We start from the raw sequence: 18,460 nt of genomic DNA on the forward strand, positions 1-18,460 counted from the left end.
AGTGAGATTGAGATAAAATTGTTTATTTTTTTTAGATATAATCGAGCTTTATTTATATTTAAAAAAGGCATATTATGTTACGCTCATTTATAATTAGTATTTTATTTATAAATTCTTTAATGGCTTTTAATATAAAGTCTTTATTTACTTATACTTTTAATGATAATATTAGCTATGATTTAAAAAAAGCTAAAGAAATATATTTTAAAAACAAATGTAACACCTGTCACGGAGAAAATGGAGAAAAAAATTCTTATGGCAAAAAAGCTATTAAAGATTTAAATCCAGAAGAAATCAAAGGTGCCTTAAAAGACTATGCTAATGGATATTTTGAAGATCAATCAAGCGATAGCATTCAAATGAGCATATACGCCAAAAAATTAAGTGAAAGTGATATGGATCACATTATAGCTTACTTAAAGGGGCAAAATTTTTCTATCGAGCTTAATCAAAAAGATCTTTTAGAAGAAGAACCTACACCAAAAACAAAACATAATACATTTTTAAAATAAAAAAAGGAGTTTTCATGAGAAAAAATCTACTGCTAGCTAGCTTGCTTTGTGCTAGTTCAATTTATGCTGCGGAAGTAAAAATAGGAGTTATTTTACCACTTACTGGCGCTTTAGCGGCTTATGGTAATGATGTATATGAAGGTATCAAACTAGCTAATACCTTAAATCCAAATTTAAAAAATGGAGATAATGTTAAAATCATAGCCATAGATACAAAAGGTGATAAAATAGAAGCAGCAAATGCCACCACTAGACTTATCTCTCAAGATAAAGTTTTAGGACTTATAGGTGAAGCTGTTACACCAAATACTATGCAAGTTTTATCTATAGCTGAAGAAAGGAAAATCCCAGTAATAGCTCCTGTTGCTTCAGGCGATAAACTTTTGGATAAAAAAAGCTACGCTAGTAGAGTTTGTTTTATGGATAGCTTCCAAGGAGATAAATTTGCAAACTATGCATATAAAGATTTAAATTTAAAAACTGTAGTTGTAATAGTTGATCAAAGCAATGTGTATTCACTAGGCTTAGCAAGAGCCTTTGAAAAAGAATTTAAACAAAATGGCGGAAAAATACTTAAAAAATTAACTATCTCATCGGGCGATAAAGACTTTAAAGCTATTGTTTCACAACTTAAAAGTATCAATCCTGACTTTGTTTATATGCCAATTTACCATCCAGAAGCAGCTTTAATAGCAAGACAAGCAAAAGCAGTTGGTTTTAATAAACTTTTAAGTGCAGGTGATGGGGTAAACAATAAAACATTTATTGAACTTGGGGGTGATGCTGTAAATGGAGTAATCTTTACCGATAGTTTTGACTATAACAATCCGCCAACAACTTTGTCTAAAAATTTCATCAATGCTTATGAAAAAGATCATGGCACCAAAGAGCTTCCAGCATTTTCTGCTATGGGAGCTGATGCTTATTATGTAATGGTAAATGCAATGAATGAATGTGCTAATAATCTTAACACACAATGCGTTAATGAAAAAATTCATTCTACTAATAATTTTGAAGGTGTAGGTGGAGTTATAAGCATAGATGCTAGTGGCAATGCAAGTCGTTCTGTAGTTATAAAAGAAATACAAGAACAAAAACAAGTTTATAAAACTATTATTAATCCTTGAAAGGTTAAACTATGAAAAAAATTAGTATAGCTATATTGTCTATCATAGCTTGTAATATCATACAGGCAAAAGAAATTAACATTGGCGTAGTTTTACCTCTAACAGGATCTACTGCAGCTTATGGTCAAAGTGCTTTAGATGGAGTGAAAATTGCAAATTCTATGAAAAATACTTTAAGTAATGGCGATAAGGTAAATCTTGTTGTAGTAGATACAAAAGGTGACAAAATAGAAAGTGCAAATGCTAGCACAAGATTAATTTCGCAAAATAAAGCTTATGCACTTATTGGAGAAATGCTAACAGCTAATACTTTACAAGTGATAAGAATTGGCGAGGAAAAAAAGATACCAGTGGTTGCTCCTGCAGCTACTGCTGATAAAATTTTAAATAAAAAATTATATGCCAGTAGAGTTTGTTTTATGGATAGTTTTCAAGGCTCATCTTTGGCTAATTATGTAAAAAATAAGTTAAATTACACTAAAGCTGTGATTATCAGCGATCAAAGCGCAGATTATTCTTTGGGTTTAACTAGGGCCTTTGAAAAAGAATTTAGCAAACAAGGTGGAAAAATTTTAGATAAATTTAGAATTACAGCAGGCGATAAAGATTTTAAAGCTATACTTTCTCAAGTTAAAAATTTAAAACCTGATTTTATTTATCTTCCAGTATATTATACTGAGGCTTCTTTATTCGCACGCCAAGCAAAAGCAATGGGTGTTAATATTCCTATGGGTTCGGCAGATGGAGTTGCCGATGAAACTTTTATTAATCTAGCTCAAGATGCAGCAGAAGGATATTTATTTACAGATAGTTTTGATTATAATAACCCTCCAACACAGCTTTCAAAAGACTTTATATTAGCCTATGAAAAAGAAAAACAAAGCAAAGAAGTTCCAAATTTTACAGCTATGGGTGCAGATGCATATTTTGTAATCTTTGAAGCTATGCAAAAATGCGTTAATGATTTCAATAGTGAATGTATCAACAGCAACATTCATGCTACTTCTAAATTTGAAGGTGTTAGCGGGGTGATCAGTATAGACAAAACAGGTAATGCCACGCGCTCAATTGTTATAAAATCAATAGAGAATCAAAAACAAGTTTATAAAGACTCGATTCTACCATAAATAAAAATTTTAAGAGGTTCAATGGATAGTTCTTTAATTTTACAGCAAATTATAAATGGATTTAGTTTAGGCAGTATGTATGCACTTATCGCCATAGGCTATACAATGGTTTATGGTGTTTTAAGACTGATTAATTTCGCACATGGTGATATTATGATGGTGGGTGCATATTCAGCTTTATTTTGTGTTACAAGCATGAATGTACCTTTCTTAGGCGCTCTTTCTTTAGCTATGTTATTTGCAGCAGCTTTAGGTATAGCTATTGATAGAGTAGCTTATAAACCTTTAAGAAAAGCACCTAGAATTTCTTTACTTATCACAGCCATAGGTATAAGCTTTTTAATACAAAATGTATTTAATGTCTTATTTGGTTCAACGCCAAAATATTTTCCTGTGCCAAGCTATCTTGAAACAGTGATTAATTTTAATAATATCAGCATTAGCATTAATAGTATTTTAGTGCCTATTTTGACATTTTTTATATTATTAGTGGTTTTATTCATACTTTATAAAAGCAAATATGGCATTGCTATTAGAGCTTTAGCTTTTGATATTCATACTGTAAATTTAATGGGAATTGATGCAAATCGTATTATCGCTATTGTATTTGCACTAGGTTCAGCTTTAGCTGCTATTGGTGGTATTTTTTGGGCTGTTAGTTATCCTTCTGTTGAACCTAGCATGGGAACTCTTATAGGACTTAAGGCCTTTGGCGCTGCTGTTTTAGGTGGTATTGGTTCTGTTGCTGGGGCAGTTTTAGGTGGCTTGATTATAGGTTTTACAGAGGTTGTTGTTGTTGCTATTTTCCCTGATCTTTCTGGTTTTAAAGATGCATTTGCATTTATCTTTTTGGTATTAATTTTACTTTTTAAACCAACTGGAATTTTGGGTATTAATTTTGAAAAAAGTAGGTTTTAAAATGATTGCAAGAAAAATTACACATTTAAGTTTCTTTATTATAGCGCTTGCTTTTCTTTTTATATCTCCTTATTTTTTTAACGATTATAAAATAGGAATTTTAAGCAATATTGCTATTTTTGTAATCTTAGCGGTAAGTTATAATCTTATCAATGGAGTTACAGGACAATTTTCATTAGAGCCAAATGGTTTTGTAGCTATAGGAGCTTATGTTGCAGCCTTAGTTTTACTTACAAGTGAAAGCAAAATCGATCAGTTTTCTTTAGAGGATCCAAGTAGTTTTATTTTGATGATTCATTCGCCAAGCTTTATTGTAGCTTTACTTGCTGCTGGGGTTTGTGCTATGCTTTTATCTTTAGTTTTAGCCTTTGCAGTATTTAGAGTTAGAGGAGATTATTTAGCTATTGTAACACTAGGCTTTGGAATTATTATCAAGCTTATGGCAATTAACTTTGCTTCTGTTACAAATGGCTCTTTGGGCTTAAACGATATTCCTAAACATACTACCTTATACTGGAGTGGTGGGATTGCTATATTTTCTGTTATTATCATCTTAAATATTGTTAGTTCAAAATTTGGTAGAGCCATGAAAGCTGTAAGAGATGATGAAGATGCAGCATTAGCAATGGGTATTAACACTTTTAATATTAAAACCTTAGCCTTTAGTACTTCAGCATTTTTAGAAGGTGTTGGAGGAGGCTTATTAGCTTGCGCACTAGCTTCAGTTTCACCTGAACAATTTGACTTTTTATTTACTTTTCAGCTTTTAATCATCATTGTTTTAGGCGGCTTAGGTTCAACTACTGGTGCTATCATAGGAGCTATTTTAGTAATAGGTGGAAGTGAGTATTTAAGATTTTTAGATGAGAGTATGAATATTTTTGGTTATGAAACTCCTGCTATGCCTGGTCTTAGAATGGTTGTGTTTTCTGTTATATTGATTTTAGTAATGCTTTTTGCAAGAAGAGGAATAATGGGTGATAAAGAATTAACAGATATTTTATTTAAGTTTTCTAAAAGGAATAAAAAATGATTTTAGAGCTTAAAAAAATCCATAAAAATTTTGGTGGAGTTAGTGCTATAGCAAATACTTCTTTTACTATAAAAGAAAGCGAAATTTTTGGACTTATAGGTCCAAATGGCGCAGGAAAAACGACACTATTTAATATTATTACAGGAAATTATAAACCAAGCAGCGGAGAAGTATTTTTTCTAGGAAAAAAGATTGACCATTTAAAGCCGCACAAAATAGTTCATCTAGGCATAGCAAGAACTTTTCAAAACATTAGACTTTTTTCTAGCATGAGTGTTTTAGAAAATGTATTAATTGGTTTTGATAAGAGTATTAAATATAATATTTTTGAAGCTTTTTTACATTTGGGAAGATTCTCCAAAGCAGAAAAAAATGCAAAAAAAGCAGCTTATGAAATTTTAGAACAACTCAATATTGCTCATTTGGCTGATGAAAGGGCCACTAGTTTAAGTTATGGACAACAAAGAAAAGTTGAAATAGCAAGAGCTTTGGCAACAAATCCTAAACTTTTATTGTTAGATGAACCAGCAGCAGGTATGAATTCAACAGAAAGCGATGATTTGGCTGAATTGATTTTTGATATAAGAAATAATAAAAAAATCAGTGTTTTGCTTATTGAGCATGATATGAAATTTGTAAATAAGCTTTGCGATAGGGTTATGGTGCTTGATTATGGTAAGACTATTTTTGAAGGAAAGCCAAGTGATGCTGTTCAAAATCCTGAAGTAATTAGTGCATATTTGGGAGATTTTAATGCTAGTAGTTAAAGATTTACATGTTTATTATGGCTTAATAGAAGCTGTTAAAGGTATAGATTTTACCATAAAAACAGGAAGTATAGTTAGCTTGATAGGCTCAAATGGTGCAGGAAAAACATCAACACTTAATGCAATGCTAAATTGTGTTAAAAAAACTGGTGAAGTAAGTTTTTTAGGTTATGACACTCAAAGACATTTACCTCATACTTTAGTACAAAAAGGTATAGCATTGGTACCTGAAGGAAGAAGAGTTTTTATAAATCTCACTATAGAAGAAAATTTAAAAATTGGTGCTTTTAATAATGCAGAAAACTATGAACATTTGAAAAATCAAATGTATAGACTTTTCCCAAGATTAAAAGATAAAAAAAATGCATTAGCGGGAACTCTAAGCGGTGGAGAAGCTCAAATGCTAGCTATTTCAAGAGCTCTTATGAGTGAGCCAAAACTTTTAATGCTAGATGAACCTTCGCTAGGGCTTGCTCCAAAAATAGTTGGAGAGGTTTTTGATATTATAGTCAAATTAAAAGAAGAAGGTATTACTATTTTATTAGTGGAACAAAATGCATTTTCAGCTTTAAAAATCAGCGATTATGCTTATGTTCTAGAAAATGGTAAAATCGCTATGCATGCACCTGCAAAAGATCTTATCGGTAATGATGAGATTAGAAAAAAATACCTTGGAGCTTAAATCATGAGAAGACAACTTTTAGCTTTTGGGGATATAAAAATTTCTATTTTTTTATTTTTAATTTTTGCCCTATTTTGCGCTCTAGCTACTTTTATAGAAAGTGCTTACAATACTCCAACAGCATGGGCCATGATATATGGAACATCTTGGTTTGGCTTTATACAGCTCATATTAGGAATCAATCTTTTAACAGCTCTTTTTAAATATAAAATGTTTAACAAGAAAAAAATACCACTTTTAATCTTTCATATCTCATTTTTATTTATATTACTAGGTTCAGCTATGACTAGATATATGGGATTTGAAGGAAATTTACACATTAGAGAAAACGAAAAAAATAATATCATTGAAACCTCAAAAAGTTATATCTATATAGCAACTTTAAAAGATGATAAAGTATATAGTGCTGCAAAATCTGAATATATTGCCACTTTACCTTTTGTAAATGATTTTTCATTTGATTTAATATTACCTGATGAAAAAGCTCAAATTTCATATGAAAATTTGATTTTAGATGCAAAAGAAATTTATATCGATGATAACAACTCTGCTCCTCTTTTATCTTTAATGCTTTCACAAAATAACGAATCTAAAGAATTGCTTTTTCAAGCAGGAGATATAAAAAATATCAATGGTGTCAATATAGCATTTTTAAACGACTCTGCTCCAAGTCCTTATATAAAAATTGATAAAGATCTAAAGCTTAGTGCTGATTTTGATTTAAAATACATGTCAATGAGTGATGGTAAAGAAAACATTTTAAAAGCAAATCAAAAAGCACAAGCTAAAGATTTAAGATTATATTCTTTTAATGATATTAATTTGGTAGTAAAATTTGCTTCTTTACATGGTAAAAAAACCTTAGAAGGTATTAATCAAGCTCAAGATGAAAGCTTTTTTACTTGGTTTAAAAATAGTTGGATAGAGCTAGGACGCAATGCTTTGATTTCTTTATTTGGTGAGGCAAAATACTGGAATAATTCTTTATTAAATAATTTCAAAGACTTTGCACAAAGCACTAAATATATGCCAACTCAACTTTCAGAAAATGCTATTAATGCTTTAAAATTAAAATTAAGCTATAAAGGAGAATCTAAAGAAGTTTTCCTAGTAGAATACAACTCGCCTATCCGTATTGATGTAGCAGGTCAACCTTTCTTTTTAAGATGGGGTCCTAAAGGAATAGAAATGCCATTTGAAATGTACTTAAAAGACTTTGAACTAGAACGCTATCCTGGCTCGATGTCGCCTATGTCTTATGCAAGTTATGTGGAAATTGATAATGCCGAACAAAAATTAGAATATAAGATTTTTATGAATAATGTTTTAGATTATCAAGGTTATAGATTTTACCAAAGTTCTTATGATCAAGATGAGCTTGGCACCATACTTTCAGTTAATAAAGATCCGGGTAAAATTCCTACATATATTGGATATTTTTTACTTACATTAGGAATGTTTTTAAATATTTTAAATCCCCATTCAAGATTTAGGACTTTAGCTAAATTAATCAATCAAGACACCTTGAAAAAAACAAGTGCGATATTGACATTTATATTAGTTTTTTTTGCAAGCCAAAATACTTATGCAAATGAACCCATCAAGGTAGATGAAACACATGCTAAAGAACTTGCTTCTTTAGTAGTGCAAAAACCTGATGGTAGAATGGTTCCTTTTAATACTTTAGCTATGGAAGTCTTAGAAAAAATATACAAAAACACAACCTTTCAAGGCCAAAGTGCCGAAGCAACTATCATATCAATGATTTTTGATGGCAGTGCATGGTATGATAAAGATATTATATTTATGCCAACAAGTCGCTTGGTTAATGAAGAAATTTCTAAAATTTTAGGTATTGAACCTAGAGCTTATACTAGTTTTAAAGATTTTTTCACTACAGATGCTTATAAACTACAAAAATATGTAGAAAATGCTAATAGAAAAAATCCAAATCGTAGAAGTGTTTTTGATAAAGAAATAATCAAGCTTGATGAAAGAGTAAATATTGTAAATTTAATTTTTTCAGGAGATATTTTTAAATTTATTCCACTACAAAATAGCACCAATAATCAATGGGTGGCACCACGCGAAGCATATATAGGTTTAAAAGGCGAAGAAGGTAAAGAAGTAAGAAGCATTTTAGAAAATTATTTCAATGCAGTTAGTAATTCTATTGCACATAACAACTGGGATGAAGCAACTAAAAATTTAAATATTATCAAAAATTACCAAGAAAAATACGGCCATGAAGTTATGCCAAGTGCTAAAAAAATTAATACAGAAATCTTTTTCAACAAAAGTCAAATTTTTGTAAATCTTGCTCCGCTTTATTTATGCGCTGGATTTTTACTTTTGATTATAGTTTTTGTTAAAATGCTTCTGCCAAAAATTCGCATTGATTTTATATTTAAATGTGTTTATGTGTTTAACATTGTGGCATTTTTCATCCATACTCTAGGTTTGGCTTTGCGTTGGTATATAGCAGGTCGCGCTCCATGGAGTAATGCATATGAGAGCATGGTTTATATAGCTTGGGCTTTATCATTATCTGGAATTTTCTTTTCAAGAAAAAGCCCTATTGCACTTTCTTTAACCTCTATTTTAGCAGGAGTTACTTTAGGTGTAGCTCATCTTAGCCAAATGGATCCGCAAATTACCAATTTAGTTCCTGTGTTGCAATCTTATTGGCTAACAATACATGTTTCGGTTATTACTGCTAGCTATGGATTTTTAGGATTATGTGCATTGTTGGGTATATTTGTACTTATTTTATTATGTATGCTAAAAATCAATGGCAAACATAATGAAAACATTTTAAGAAATATTACAGAAGCAACAAGAATCAACGAAATGGCTATGATTTTAGGACTTTGCTTACTTACAGTTGGAAATTTCTTAGGTGCTATATGGGCAAATGAAAGTTGGGGAAGATATTGGAGTTGGGACTCTAAAGAAACTTGGGCTTTAATTAGTATTTTAGTTTATGCAGCTATTTTGCACATTAGAATGGTACCAAAATGGGCAAATCAATACATTTTTGCAGTTTACTCCATGTTTGCGTATTGGGTAATTATCATGACTTATTTTGGTGTAAATTACTTTTTAACTGGTATGCATTCTTATGCAGCAGGAGATTCTGTGAAAATTCCTGATTATGTGTATTGGGGATTTTTATTTATGGTAGCATTAAGCTTAGCAAGTTATTTTAAAAGATCTTATGCAACAAAATTATAGGAAAGTTTTACATGAATAATTCTCTTTTTATTTTTTTAGTTATAGCTTTAGTGATAATTATCATACTTGGAATTCTTTTGGTATTATTTTTCATGCACAAAGAAAAACAACCAAGCAAATCAAATCCAGCTAAAACTCCAAAAATAAGCAATATAGAAGATTTTATATCTAAAGCAAATAATGCAAACAACTCTCAAGAAATTCAAGCCTTAATTTTGCAATTTTTAAATTCACAAAAACTAGGATCTAATCCAAAAGACAGCGCCACTAAAAGAAAACTTGATTTCATTAGTGCTATTTCAGCCAATGCTAATGCTACTCCTAAAAACATTTCATTTTTAAACAATGAGCTAAAAAAAAGATATAAAGCTTTGAAAAAAGAAATTGATGCTTATGAGCAAATAGGCCTAGCAAAAAGAAAAATGAGACAATCTTAAGGTTTTTTGATGAAAAATATTAGAAATTTCTCTATTATAGCTCATATTGATCATGGTAAAAGCACATTAGCTGATAGAATTATCAGCGAATGCGGAGCAATTAGCGATAGACAAATGAGCGCCCAAGTAATGGATACTATGGATATAGAAAAAGAGCGTGGTATAACTATAAAAGCTCAATCTGTGCGTTTAAATTATAAATTCAACAATGAAGAATATGTATTAAATTTAATAGACACTCCAGGCCATGTTGATTTTTCCTATGAAGTAAGTCGTTCTTTAGCAAGTTGCGAAGGGGCTTTACTTGTTGTTGATGCTTCTCAAGGAGTAGAGGCTCAAACTATAGCCAATGTTTATATAGCCTTAGAAAATGATCTTGAAATCATACCAGTGATTAATAAAATTGATCTTCCTTCGGCTGATATTGAAAAGGTTAAACACGAAATAGAGCATATTATAGGAATTGATTGCTCTAATACAATTTGTGTTAGCGCAAAAACAGGTGTAGGTATAAAAGAACTCATAGAAACTATCATCACAAAAATTCCTGCGCCAAAAACTGATGATGAAGCACCTACTAAAGCTTTAATTTATGATTCTTGGTTTGATAATTATCTTGGAGCTTTGGCTTTAGTTAGAATTTATGAGGGAAATATTGCTAAAAATGATGAAGTTTTAGTTATGAGTACAGATAAAAAACATCTCGTGCAAGATCTTTTCTATCCTCATCCATTAAGCCCTATAAAAACTAAAAAATTAGAATCAGGTGAAGTGGGTGTTATCGTGCTTGGACTTAAAAATGTCGCCGATGTTCAAGTAGGTGACACCATAACACTAACTAAAAATAAAGCAAAAGAAGCCATTGGTGGTTTTGAAAAAGCCAAAGCTTTTGTTTTTGCAGGATTATATCCTATAGAAACGGATAAATTTGAAGATTTAAGAGATGCTTTAGATAAATTAAAACTTAATGATAGCTCTATCACCTACGAACCTGAAACATCCCTTGCTTTAGGATTTGGCTTTAGAGTTGGTTTTTTAGGTCTTTTGCATATGGAGGTTATTAAAGAAAGACTTGAGCGTGAGTTTAACCTTGATTTAATTGCTACTGCTCCAACTGTTACTTATGAAATTTATCAAACCGATGGAGAAGTTTTAAAAATTCAAAATCCAAGCGAACTACCTCCGGTAAATAAAATCGATCATATAAAAGAACCTTATGTAAAAGCAACTATCATAACTCCAAGCGAATACCTAGGGAATTTAATCACTCTTTTAAATCGCAAACGCGGTATGCAAGTTAAGATGGATTACATCACTCCTGAGCGCGTTTTACTTGAGTATGATATACCTTTAAACGAAATCGTTATGGACTTTTACGATAAACTTAAATCACTTACCAAAGGCTATGCTAGTTTTGATTATGAGCCTATTGAATTTAGAGCGGGAGATCTTGTAAAACTTGATATTAAAGTAGCTGGTGAAAATGTCGATGCACTAAGCATCATAGTGCCAAATGAAAAAGCACTAAGCAAGGGCAGAGAGCTTGTAAAAGCGATGAAAGAAATCGTCCCAAGACAGCTTTTTGAAGTTGCTATCCAAGCAAGCATAGGAAATAAAATTATTGCAAGAGAAAATGTAAAATCCATGGGTAAAAATGTAACCGCAAAATGTTATGGTGGGGATATTACTAGAAAAAGGAAACTTCTTGAAAAACAAAAAGAAGGTAAAAAAAGAATGAAAGCTATTGGTAAGGTACATTTACCTCAAGAAGCATTTTTAAGTGTTTTAAAAATAGACTAAATCCCTAGTTTATACACTAGGGATATAAATTTATGCATTGATATCTAAAGAATTTCCACCCATTTCATTAATTTTTTGAGTTACTGTTTCAATAGCTTTATCAATTGTCTCATAGCTGATATCAGGAAGTTTGCCACCCCACATTTTTTCCGCTTGTGCAAATCCTGCTTTTAGACCCTCTAAACCTTTTTGAAGTTTTTCCATGTCTTCACCAGCCCCATTAATAACAAAATCAGCCAATCTTTGAGATGTTTTTGCTACACCAAAATATCCATCTTCCCCAATAAGCTCTTTTGCTTCATCAGCATTTAAACTAAGTATATCTTTACCTTCATATCCTATAGCTTTAAAATCTACATTTGATAAAATAGCTGTTAAAGAATCCTTAGATTGAGCTCCTTGAAAAATCCCTGCCTGAGATAGACTATTGGATGAACTCATGCTAAATACTTGCTGCATAAAATTCATAGCATAAAGCTTGGTTATGCCTTTTCCTCCCATACTAGCAAGCTTACTAAGCTTATCCTCATCTATATCTTTTGTGCTATTAGCACTTTTGGTATTGGCATCTTCAAGTTTTGTATTCAAATTAGCCTTCCTATTGCTAACTTGCGACTCTACTGCCACGCGTGAATACGAATTTATTTGCATCCTTGCTCCTTTTTTTGTGGGTTTATAAAAATCGTCTAAAAAAAATTAAAATTTACATTAAGAAATTTATAATTACAGCTTAAATATAATGCCAAATATTTATTATATTTTTAAAATTTGGGTGATATAAATGTTTTTCAAAGATTTTTTCATTATCATTGTTGATCCATATTTTAAAGATATTATAGAAGGTATAGAATCTCTTTATTAAATTTATTTTATCTATAAAATTTTAAATAAAATAATTTTTAATAAGGAAAGCTATGTCAATACATAATTTTTACACTACATTAAATCCTACCAAACTATTTATAAAATGTGCTTTGCCAAACATGGCTAGCATGGCTTTTATTTATCTTTATGTGATTATTGATGGAATTTTTGTTGGAAGATATTTAGGTTCAAATGCACTTGCTGCTATGAATTTAATGATGCCTTTTATCATGATAAGTTTTGCTCTAGCTGATATGATAGCCATAGGCTCATCAGTGCAAATAGCAATTAATCTAGGTAAAGGAAAAGTTGAAAAAGCAAGAGCTATTTTTTCTTTTTGTATAGTTATTATTTTTGCAATTTCTTGTTTAATGGGAATTTTAGGATTTTTTCTAGCAAAAACATTAAGTGTTTTTATGGGAGCTAATGAGAATATTCAAAGTTTATCTACTGAATATATGCAAATTTTTGCCACTTTTGCTCCCTTTATTATGCTAGCTTTTGCTATGGATAATTATCTTAGGATTTGTGGAAAAACTTTTTATAGCATGATAGTTAATATCATTACTGCTTTGAGTAATATTTTTCTTGACTGGCTTTTTATAGTGGTTTTTGATTGGGGGCTTTATTCGGCAGCTTTAGCAACTTGTATAGGGATGTTTTTAGGAAGCGTTTTAGGGATATTACCTTTTGTTTTTAAAGATTTAACTTTAAAATTTAAAAAACCAATAATCAAGCTGCAAATACTAAAAAATATACTTTATAATGGCTCATCTGAATTTTTTTCTAATATTTCTAGCTCTTTTTATACCATCTTAGCTAATGCTTTTTTGCTTAAACTTTCTGGAAGTACAGCTGTTGCAGCATTTTCTGTGATTTTATATCTTAGTACTTTTGTTTTCATGCTAGTTTTGGCCATGTGTGATGCTATGCAACCTGCATTAAGTTATAATTATGGACACAAAAATATTGCAAGAATTCAAGCTATTTTTAAAAGAATGTTTTTTGCTTCTTGGGGTGTAAGCACAATAGTGTTTTTATTTGTTTATTTTTTCAATAACCTTATAGTAAGTGTTTTCAACAAAGATAACAACCAAGATTTTATTCATATAGCACAAAATGCTTTGATATTTTTTTCTTTTTCTTTTTTATTTTCTTGGTTTGGAAAACTCTGCGCTTCATTTTTCACAGCACTTGATAAACCCTTACTTTCTTTAGGAATTTCTATTTCCCAAAGTCTTATTTTCCCATTCTTATCTTTATTTATACTAACGCAATTTTTAGGAGTAAATGGAGTTTGGCTAGCCACTTTAGTAGGTGATATTTGTATGATTTTTATTGCTTCATTTTTATTATATAAAACTTTTAAAAATCTAAACTCTTAGCTAATTTTAAACAAGAGTTTAGATCTTGTTCTTTACATATATATAAATTTTTAAAATTACGAAGTTTTAAAGCTGTACTTTGACCTATAACTACAACTTTATCTTCTTTTTCTAATGCAAAAAATTTCAAAAATTGCTCCATGCTTGAAGGAGCGCTAAAGATAAAAACACTTGGATGATGAATTTTTAACTCATCTTTTTTAGGCTCTATGGCTATATTTTCATAAACGATTAATTGTTTTAAAAGGATATTTTCTTTCAGCAAATACTCATCAAGACCTGAACTAATTTTCTTCGCTCTTAAATAAAGACATTTTTTATTTTTAAACTCAAATAAAAACTCACTAGCTAAATTTTTACCATAAGCCTTGCTAGGATATTTGACATTTTTAAAGCCAAGCTCTTTTGCAAAATCAGCACTTTTTTCTCCCACAGCATAAAGTTTAATATCAAAATCAATTTTGTTTTTACTTGACATTAATGCTTTTAATGCATTCTTGGAGCTAATGATTAAACAATCAAATTCCTTTAAATTAACTTCAAAATCAAGAAATTTAATTTCATTTAATCTTATAGTCTTAACACCATCAAATTCTTTATCCCCTATAAAATAAATCATTATTTTCCTATAAAAGTTTTATCAAAATTTGATCTTAAATTTAAAGTTGCTATATAAGGATCATTTGCTTGCATTATCGCTCTAACCACAGCTATACCTTGTATATTACAATCTTTAAGCAAATTTAAATTAACTTCATCTATCCCACCTATAGCCACAATAGGTAAAGAAGCTAAACTAGCAATTTCTTTTAATCCATCTATGCCAAGCACAACACAATCTTGCTTGCTAGGCGTAGCAAAAACAGCCCCCACTCCAAGATAAGTAGCACCTTGAGTATTAATAAGATCATTTTTATGATTGATCGTAAGCCCTATGATTTTTTCTTCGCCTAAAAGCTCCCTTGCTTTTTTTAAAGGCATATCCTTTTGTCCTATATGCACTCCATTTGCATTCACAGCCATGGCTATATCGATTCTATCATTTATCACAAAAGGCGTGTTGTATTTTTCACACAAAGCTTTAACTTTTAAAGCAAGATTATAAAATTCTAAAGTACTAAGATTTTTCTCTCTAAGTTGTAAAATATCAATCTTAGCTTTCAGAGAAGCTTCTAAAATATTTAAAAACTCGCTTTCGCTTTTTTCACCCTTGCTTGCGACAAGATAAATTTTAAATGATTTCATATTTGGCTCTTTTTTTAATTTCTTCATCATTTAAATTATTTAAAGCATCGATTAAATTCACTCTAAAACTACCACTTCCACTAGAAAGCTCTTGAGCGATTTCGCTAGCTATGCCAAAACTAAGCAAAGCATATAAACTAGCCTGAAATTTATCTTCTGACGCTCCTGCAAAAACCCCGCACAAAGAAGCACACATACAACCTGCTCCAGTTATTTTAGTAGCCATGATTGAGCCATTATAAATTTTAGCAATATGCTCTTGATTTATAATATAATCAATTTTTCCAGTTATAGCTAAAACACGCTTAGTTTTATAAGAGTATTCCCTAGCTTTTTCTAAAAACTCATCATTAATCACAAAAGTACTATCAACCCCTCTTGCTTTACCATCTAAACCTATAACACTAGCCATTTCAGATGCATTTGCTTTAACAATACTAATGCCTTTTAGATTAAGCAATTCAAAATTAATCCCATCTCTTGCCTTACTCACACCCAAAGCAACAGGATCAAAAATTATAGGTTTATTTAATAAAGTATATTCTTTAGTTGCTTTTAACATAGAATTTGCTATAAGTTGATTAATCGTACCTGTGTTTAATACTAAGGCTGAACTTATTCTAGCAAAATCAGCTTGCTCTTCATAAAAATCAGCCATAGCAGCACTTGCTCCCATTGCTATAGTTACATTTGCACAATCATTAGCTGTAACATAATTAGTAATATGATGAATCAAAGGATTTTTTTCTCTTACTGCTTTAATAATCATTTTTACTCCTTGTCATATTGAAAAAAATGATTAGTCGGGCCACAACCTTTTCCAAGTGCTAAAGAATTTAATATAGCTCCATACACATAATCTTTAGCAAGTTTTATAGCTTCATGTTTTTCTTTACCTAAGGCAAGATTACTAGCTATAGCTGAACTTAATGTACAACCTGTGCCGTGTGTATTTTTTGTATTAATTTTTTCTGCTTTAAAAATACTAAATTCCTTTCCATCATAAAAAACATCATTGGTGTTATATTTACTATGTCCACCTTTAATCAAAACACTTTTTGCACCTTCTTTGTGAAGTTTTATAGCGGCTTTTTTCATATCCTCCTCATTAAGTATTTTAAAATCACACAAAAACTCAGCCTCGGGAATATTTGGAGTAAGTACATCAGCTAAAGATAAAATTTCATCTTTAAAAAACTGACAATTTTCTAAAGGCATTAAAGCATAGCCATTTTTTGCAAACATCACAGGATCAATCACTACATTTTTAGCTTTAAAGCGCAATAAATTTTCTTTTACACAAATTATGATTTCCTTTGAACCTAGCATTCCAATTTTTACAGCAGCTGGCTCTATGTCTTCATAAACTGCTAGCATTTGCTCATCTATTATCTTAGTGGGTATATCAAAACAAGAAATCACTCTTGCAGTATTTTCAGCCACAACGCTTAAAACTACACTCATACCAAATAAATTATGAGCGCTAAAAGTTTTTAAATCAGCTTGTATACCTGCACCACCACTACAATCACTTCCTGCTATAGTTAAGATAGGAATTTTAGTTTTTGTTTTTGCTTGTATCATTTTTATCCTTTTTTTTATAAAAAAGGAAAGTTTTTGCAAGAATTCAAAGTTTGCATTACCAAACTTCTCAAGGGTCGAAGTTATACTTCCTCTCAGCAAAAGCTCCCCATTAATGAAAAATTATATCTTAGTTTTAATTAATCTTTAAAAATATTTTGAAATACTGCTATAATTTTGAAAAAACTACACAAAAATAAAAGGAAAAATATGACTAAAATTATTTTTGTTTGTTTAGGCAATATTTGTCGTTCTCCCATGGCCGAATTTATTATGAAGGATCTTTTAACAAAAGCAAATTTAAATAATGAATTTATTATTTCTAGTGCAGGTACTTCAGGTTACCACGATGGGGAGGATATGCATTATAAAACTAAAGCTTTATTAGATAACAAAAATATAAATTCTAAGCCATTTTGCAGTAAAAAACTAAATTTAAAAATGTGCGAGGATAATGATTTAATTATCGTAATGGATAATTCTAATTATAATGATATAGTTAAAAATTTTCCAAATGCAAAACATAAAATTCATAAAATCACTTCTTTTGCCTTAGAATTAGGATATGACGAAGTGCCTGATCCTTGGTATAGTGGGAATTTTGATGAGACTTACACTATACTTTCAAAAGCATGTTTTGGACTCTTAAATACTCTTTATAAAAATTTATCGTTTAAATAATATTTGTTTCTTTTTTAATTTTTAATGATATAATAAACTCATTTAAAATTCACCATAACATCAAAGGAGTTTAATTAATGAAAAGTATCAAATTAAAAATTTCATTAATAGCAAACATTATAGCTATAGTATGTCTTATAATACTTGGCGTTGTTAGTTTTATTTTTACAAAAAAAGCCTTAAATTATGAGGTAGTAAAAGCTGAAACTAATTATGTAAGAACTGCAGAAAAATCAATGAGAGATTTCAAAAAGCTCAATGTGTATTCTTTGGAAAAACTTTCTCAAGCCATCTTAAAGCTTCCATATAGCGAACTTAACACTCAAGAAAAACTTATGGATAATACAGGTAATTTACTAAAAACAGTTAGAGATATGAATAGTTATTTAGCTGTTTATATAGCTCAGCCAAGCGGTGAGTTAATAGTAAGTGATCCAGATAGCGATAGCAAAGGCTTAGATTATGGAATTTACGGAAAAGCGGATAATTACGATGCTACTACAAGAGAATTTTATATAGAAGCTAGAAAGAAAAATGGCTTATACATTACCGCATCTTATATTGATGCAACAACTGGTTTACCATGTTTTACCTACTCTATGCCATTAATCAAAGATGGTAAATTTATAGGTATACTAGCTATTGATGTTTTGGTAAAAGATCTACAAAACGAATTTAGCGAACTACCAGGAAGAACCTTTGTATTTGACCAAGCTTATACTGTATTTGCCTCAACTGACAAATCATTAGTTAGCGATAAGCAAAATCCAGATATTATAACAGTTGCTAAAGCTTATGAAAAAGCTGGTGATTATAATATTTTCAGCTATACCACACAAAATGGTAACAATAGATTTGGTATTTGTGTTAATGTTGATGGTTATACAACTTGTGCGGGCGAAAATATAGAAGTTATTGAAGCTCCTGCTTTAAAAATAGCTTATATTCAAACTACTATTGTTATTTTTACAAGTATAGCTAGTATCATTTTACTCTACTTCATCATCTCTTATTATCTATCCCCTTTACAAGCAATCCAAAAAGGTATCAATTCTTTCTTTGACTTT

General features: G+C 30.3%; 18 protein-coding genes. 13 read left to right on the forward strand and 5 right to left on the reverse strand.

The window, feature by feature from the left end:
* The first annotated feature begins 74 nt into the window (after positions 1 to 74).
* From L8X28_RS07580 to lepA, 10 genes are read left to right on the forward strand one after another with little or no spacing between them, the layout of a single operon-like run.
* Positions 75 to 512, forward strand: a complete 438-nt coding sequence (locus tag L8X28_RS07580; protein ID WP_263665980.1) for a c-type cytochrome — start codon at positions 75 to 77, stop codon at positions 510 to 512.
* A gap of 14 nt (positions 513 to 526) precedes the next feature.
* Complete coding sequence (locus L8X28_RS07585; protein WP_263665981.1) at positions 527 to 1,639, forward strand: ABC transporter substrate-binding protein; 1,113 nt, start codon at positions 527 to 529, stop codon at positions 1,637 to 1,639.
* A gap of 11 nt (positions 1,640 to 1,650) precedes the next feature.
* Positions 1,651 to 2,766: an ABC transporter substrate-binding protein gene (locus L8X28_RS07590; protein WP_133319840.1), complete on the forward strand. Its 1,116-nt coding sequence runs from the start codon at positions 1,651 to 1,653 to the stop codon at positions 2,764 to 2,766.
* Between the two features lie 21 nt (positions 2,767 to 2,787).
* Positions 2,788 to 3,684, forward strand: a complete 897-nt coding sequence (locus L8X28_RS07595; RefSeq protein WP_039628648.1) for a branched-chain amino acid ABC transporter permease — start codon at positions 2,788 to 2,790, stop codon at positions 3,682 to 3,684.
* A 1-nt stretch (position 3,685) separates the two neighbouring features.
* Positions 3,686 to 4,717, forward strand: a complete 1,032-nt coding sequence (locus L8X28_RS07600; protein ID WP_133319839.1) for a branched-chain amino acid ABC transporter permease — start codon at positions 3,686 to 3,688, stop codon at positions 4,715 to 4,717.
* Positions 4,714 to 5,484 (forward strand): ABC transporter ATP-binding protein, encoded by a 771-nt coding sequence (locus tag L8X28_RS07605; protein ID WP_133319838.1) that lies wholly within the window; start codon positions 4,714 to 4,716, stop codon positions 5,482 to 5,484. Before L8X28_RS07600 ends, L8X28_RS07605 begins: the two co-directional genes overlap by 4 nt.
* Positions 5,471 to 6,166, forward strand: coding sequence for an ABC transporter ATP-binding protein (locus L8X28_RS07610; protein ID WP_133319837.1), 696 nt, complete (start codon positions 5,471 to 5,473; stop codon positions 6,164 to 6,166). The genes L8X28_RS07605 and L8X28_RS07610 overlap by 14 nt, the downstream gene beginning before the upstream one ends.
* Before the next feature lie 3 nt (positions 6,167 to 6,169).
* A complete protein-coding gene (gene ccsA, locus L8X28_RS07615; protein WP_263665982.1) occupies positions 6,170 to 9,400 on the forward strand; it encodes a cytochrome c biogenesis protein in 3,231 nt (1,076 codons plus the stop codon).
* An 11-nt stretch (positions 9,401 to 9,411) separates the two neighbouring features.
* Positions 9,412 to 9,837, forward strand: coding sequence for a hypothetical protein (locus tag L8X28_RS07620; RefSeq protein ID WP_263659953.1), 426 nt, complete (start codon positions 9,412 to 9,414; stop codon positions 9,835 to 9,837).
* A gap of 9 nt (positions 9,838 to 9,846) precedes the next feature.
* Positions 9,847 to 11,637 carry a translation elongation factor 4 gene (gene lepA, locus L8X28_RS07625; protein WP_263665983.1) on the forward strand — a complete coding sequence of 597 codons (1,791 nt, stop codon included), beginning with the start codon at positions 9,847 to 9,849 and terminating at the stop codon, positions 11,635 to 11,637.
* Between the two features lie 30 nt (positions 11,638 to 11,667).
* On the opposite strand, the gene L8X28_RS07630 is transcribed toward lepA, so the two are convergent.
* Positions 11,668 to 12,288, reverse strand: a complete 621-nt coding sequence (locus L8X28_RS07630; RefSeq protein WP_263665984.1) for a hypothetical protein — start codon at positions 12,286 to 12,288, stop codon at positions 11,668 to 11,670.
* A 269-nt stretch (positions 12,289 to 12,557) separates the two neighbouring features.
* On the opposite strand from L8X28_RS07630, the gene L8X28_RS07635 reads away from it, so the two are divergent.
* A complete protein-coding gene (locus L8X28_RS07635; RefSeq protein WP_263665989.1) occupies positions 12,558 to 13,886 on the forward strand; it encodes an MATE family efflux transporter in 1,329 nt (442 codons plus the stop codon).
* Here L8X28_RS07635 and L8X28_RS07640 read toward each other — a convergent pair.
* Genes L8X28_RS07640 through thiD form a run of 4 tightly spaced genes read right to left on the reverse strand, consistent with a single transcriptional unit; the run spans position 13,867 to position 16,715 of the window.
* A complete protein-coding gene (locus L8X28_RS07640) occupies positions 13,867 to 14,508 on the reverse strand; it encodes a uroporphyrinogen-III synthase (protein WP_318529432.1) in 642 nt (213 codons plus the stop codon). The two genes, L8X28_RS07635 and L8X28_RS07640, sit on opposite strands and share 20 nt — an antisense overlap.
* Positions 14,505 to 15,131 carry a thiamine phosphate synthase gene (gene thiE, locus L8X28_RS07645; protein ID WP_263665986.1) on the reverse strand — a complete coding sequence of 209 codons (627 nt, stop codon included), beginning with the start codon at positions 15,129 to 15,131 and terminating at the stop codon, positions 14,505 to 14,507. Before thiE ends, L8X28_RS07640 begins: the two co-directional genes overlap by 4 nt.
* Positions 15,118 to 15,900, reverse strand: coding sequence for a hydroxyethylthiazole kinase (gene thiM / locus L8X28_RS07650; protein ID WP_263665987.1), 783 nt, complete (start codon positions 15,898 to 15,900; stop codon positions 15,118 to 15,120). The genes thiE and thiM overlap by 14 nt, the downstream gene beginning before the upstream one ends.
* Before the next feature lie 2 nt (positions 15,901 to 15,902).
* Positions 15,903 to 16,715, reverse strand: a complete 813-nt coding sequence (gene thiD / locus L8X28_RS07655) for a bifunctional hydroxymethylpyrimidine kinase/phosphomethylpyrimidine kinase (protein ID WP_133319829.1) — start codon at positions 16,713 to 16,715, stop codon at positions 15,903 to 15,905.
* Between the two features lie 207 nt (positions 16,716 to 16,922).
* On the opposite strand from thiD, the gene L8X28_RS07660 reads away from it, so the two are divergent.
* Together L8X28_RS07660 and L8X28_RS07665 are read left to right on the forward strand one after the other, a co-directional pair.
* Positions 16,923 to 17,393, forward strand: coding sequence for a low molecular weight protein-tyrosine-phosphatase (locus L8X28_RS07660; RefSeq protein ID WP_263660840.1), 471 nt, complete (start codon positions 16,923 to 16,925; stop codon positions 17,391 to 17,393).
* A gap of 77 nt (positions 17,394 to 17,470) precedes the next feature.
* The coding region (locus tag L8X28_RS07665; protein WP_263665988.1) for a PDC sensor domain-containing protein at positions 17,471 to 18,460 on the forward strand (990 nt) is incomplete at its 3' end.

This window comes from Campylobacter sp. CNRCH_2016_0050h (genome assembly GCF_025772605.1).
GTDB lineage: Bacteria > Campylobacterota > Campylobacteria > Campylobacterales > Campylobacteraceae > Campylobacter_D > Campylobacter_D lari_D.

Coding starts and splice junctions, on each gene's coding strand:
- L8X28_RS07660 (WP_263660840.1), top strand. CDS start 16,923: ATGACTAAAATTATTTTTGTTTGTTTAGGCAATATTTGTCGTTCTCCC.
- L8X28_RS07590 (WP_133319840.1), top strand. CDS start 1,651: ATGAAAAAAATTAGTATAGCTATATTGTCTATCATAGCTTGTAATATC.
- L8X28_RS07630 (WP_263665984.1), bottom strand. CDS start 12,288: ATGCAAATAAATTCGTATTCACGCGTGGCAGTAGAGTCGCAAGTTAGC.
- thiE (WP_263665986.1), bottom strand. CDS start 15,131: ATGAAATCATTTAAAATTTATCTTGTCGCAAGCAAGGGTGAAAAAAGC.
- L8X28_RS07580 (WP_263665980.1), top strand. CDS start 75: ATGTTACGCTCATTTATAATTAGTATTTTATTTATAAATTCTTTAATG.
- L8X28_RS07600 (WP_133319839.1), top strand. CDS start 3,686: ATGATTGCAAGAAAAATTACACATTTAAGTTTCTTTATTATAGCGCTT.
- thiD (WP_133319829.1), bottom strand. CDS start 16,715: ATGATACAAGCAAAAACAAAAACTAAAATTCCTATCTTAACTATAGCA.
- lepA (WP_263665983.1), top strand. CDS start 9,847: ATGAAAAATATTAGAAATTTCTCTATTATAGCTCATATTGATCATGGT.
- L8X28_RS07605 (WP_133319838.1), top strand. CDS start 4,714: ATGATTTTAGAGCTTAAAAAAATCCATAAAAATTTTGGTGGAGTTAGT.
- L8X28_RS07610 (WP_133319837.1), top strand. CDS start 5,471: ATGCTAGTAGTTAAAGATTTACATGTTTATTATGGCTTAATAGAAGCT.
- L8X28_RS07620 (WP_263659953.1), top strand. CDS start 9,412: ATGAATAATTCTCTTTTTATTTTTTTAGTTATAGCTTTAGTGATAATT.
- L8X28_RS07585 (WP_263665981.1), top strand. CDS start 527: ATGAGAAAAAATCTACTGCTAGCTAGCTTGCTTTGTGCTAGTTCAATT.
- L8X28_RS07595 (WP_039628648.1), top strand. CDS start 2,788: ATGGATAGTTCTTTAATTTTACAGCAAATTATAAATGGATTTAGTTTA.
- thiM (WP_263665987.1), bottom strand. CDS start 15,900: ATGATTATTAAAGCAGTAAGAGAAAAAAATCCTTTGATTCATCATATT.
- ccsA (WP_263665982.1), top strand. CDS start 6,170: ATGAGAAGACAACTTTTAGCTTTTGGGGATATAAAAATTTCTATTTTT.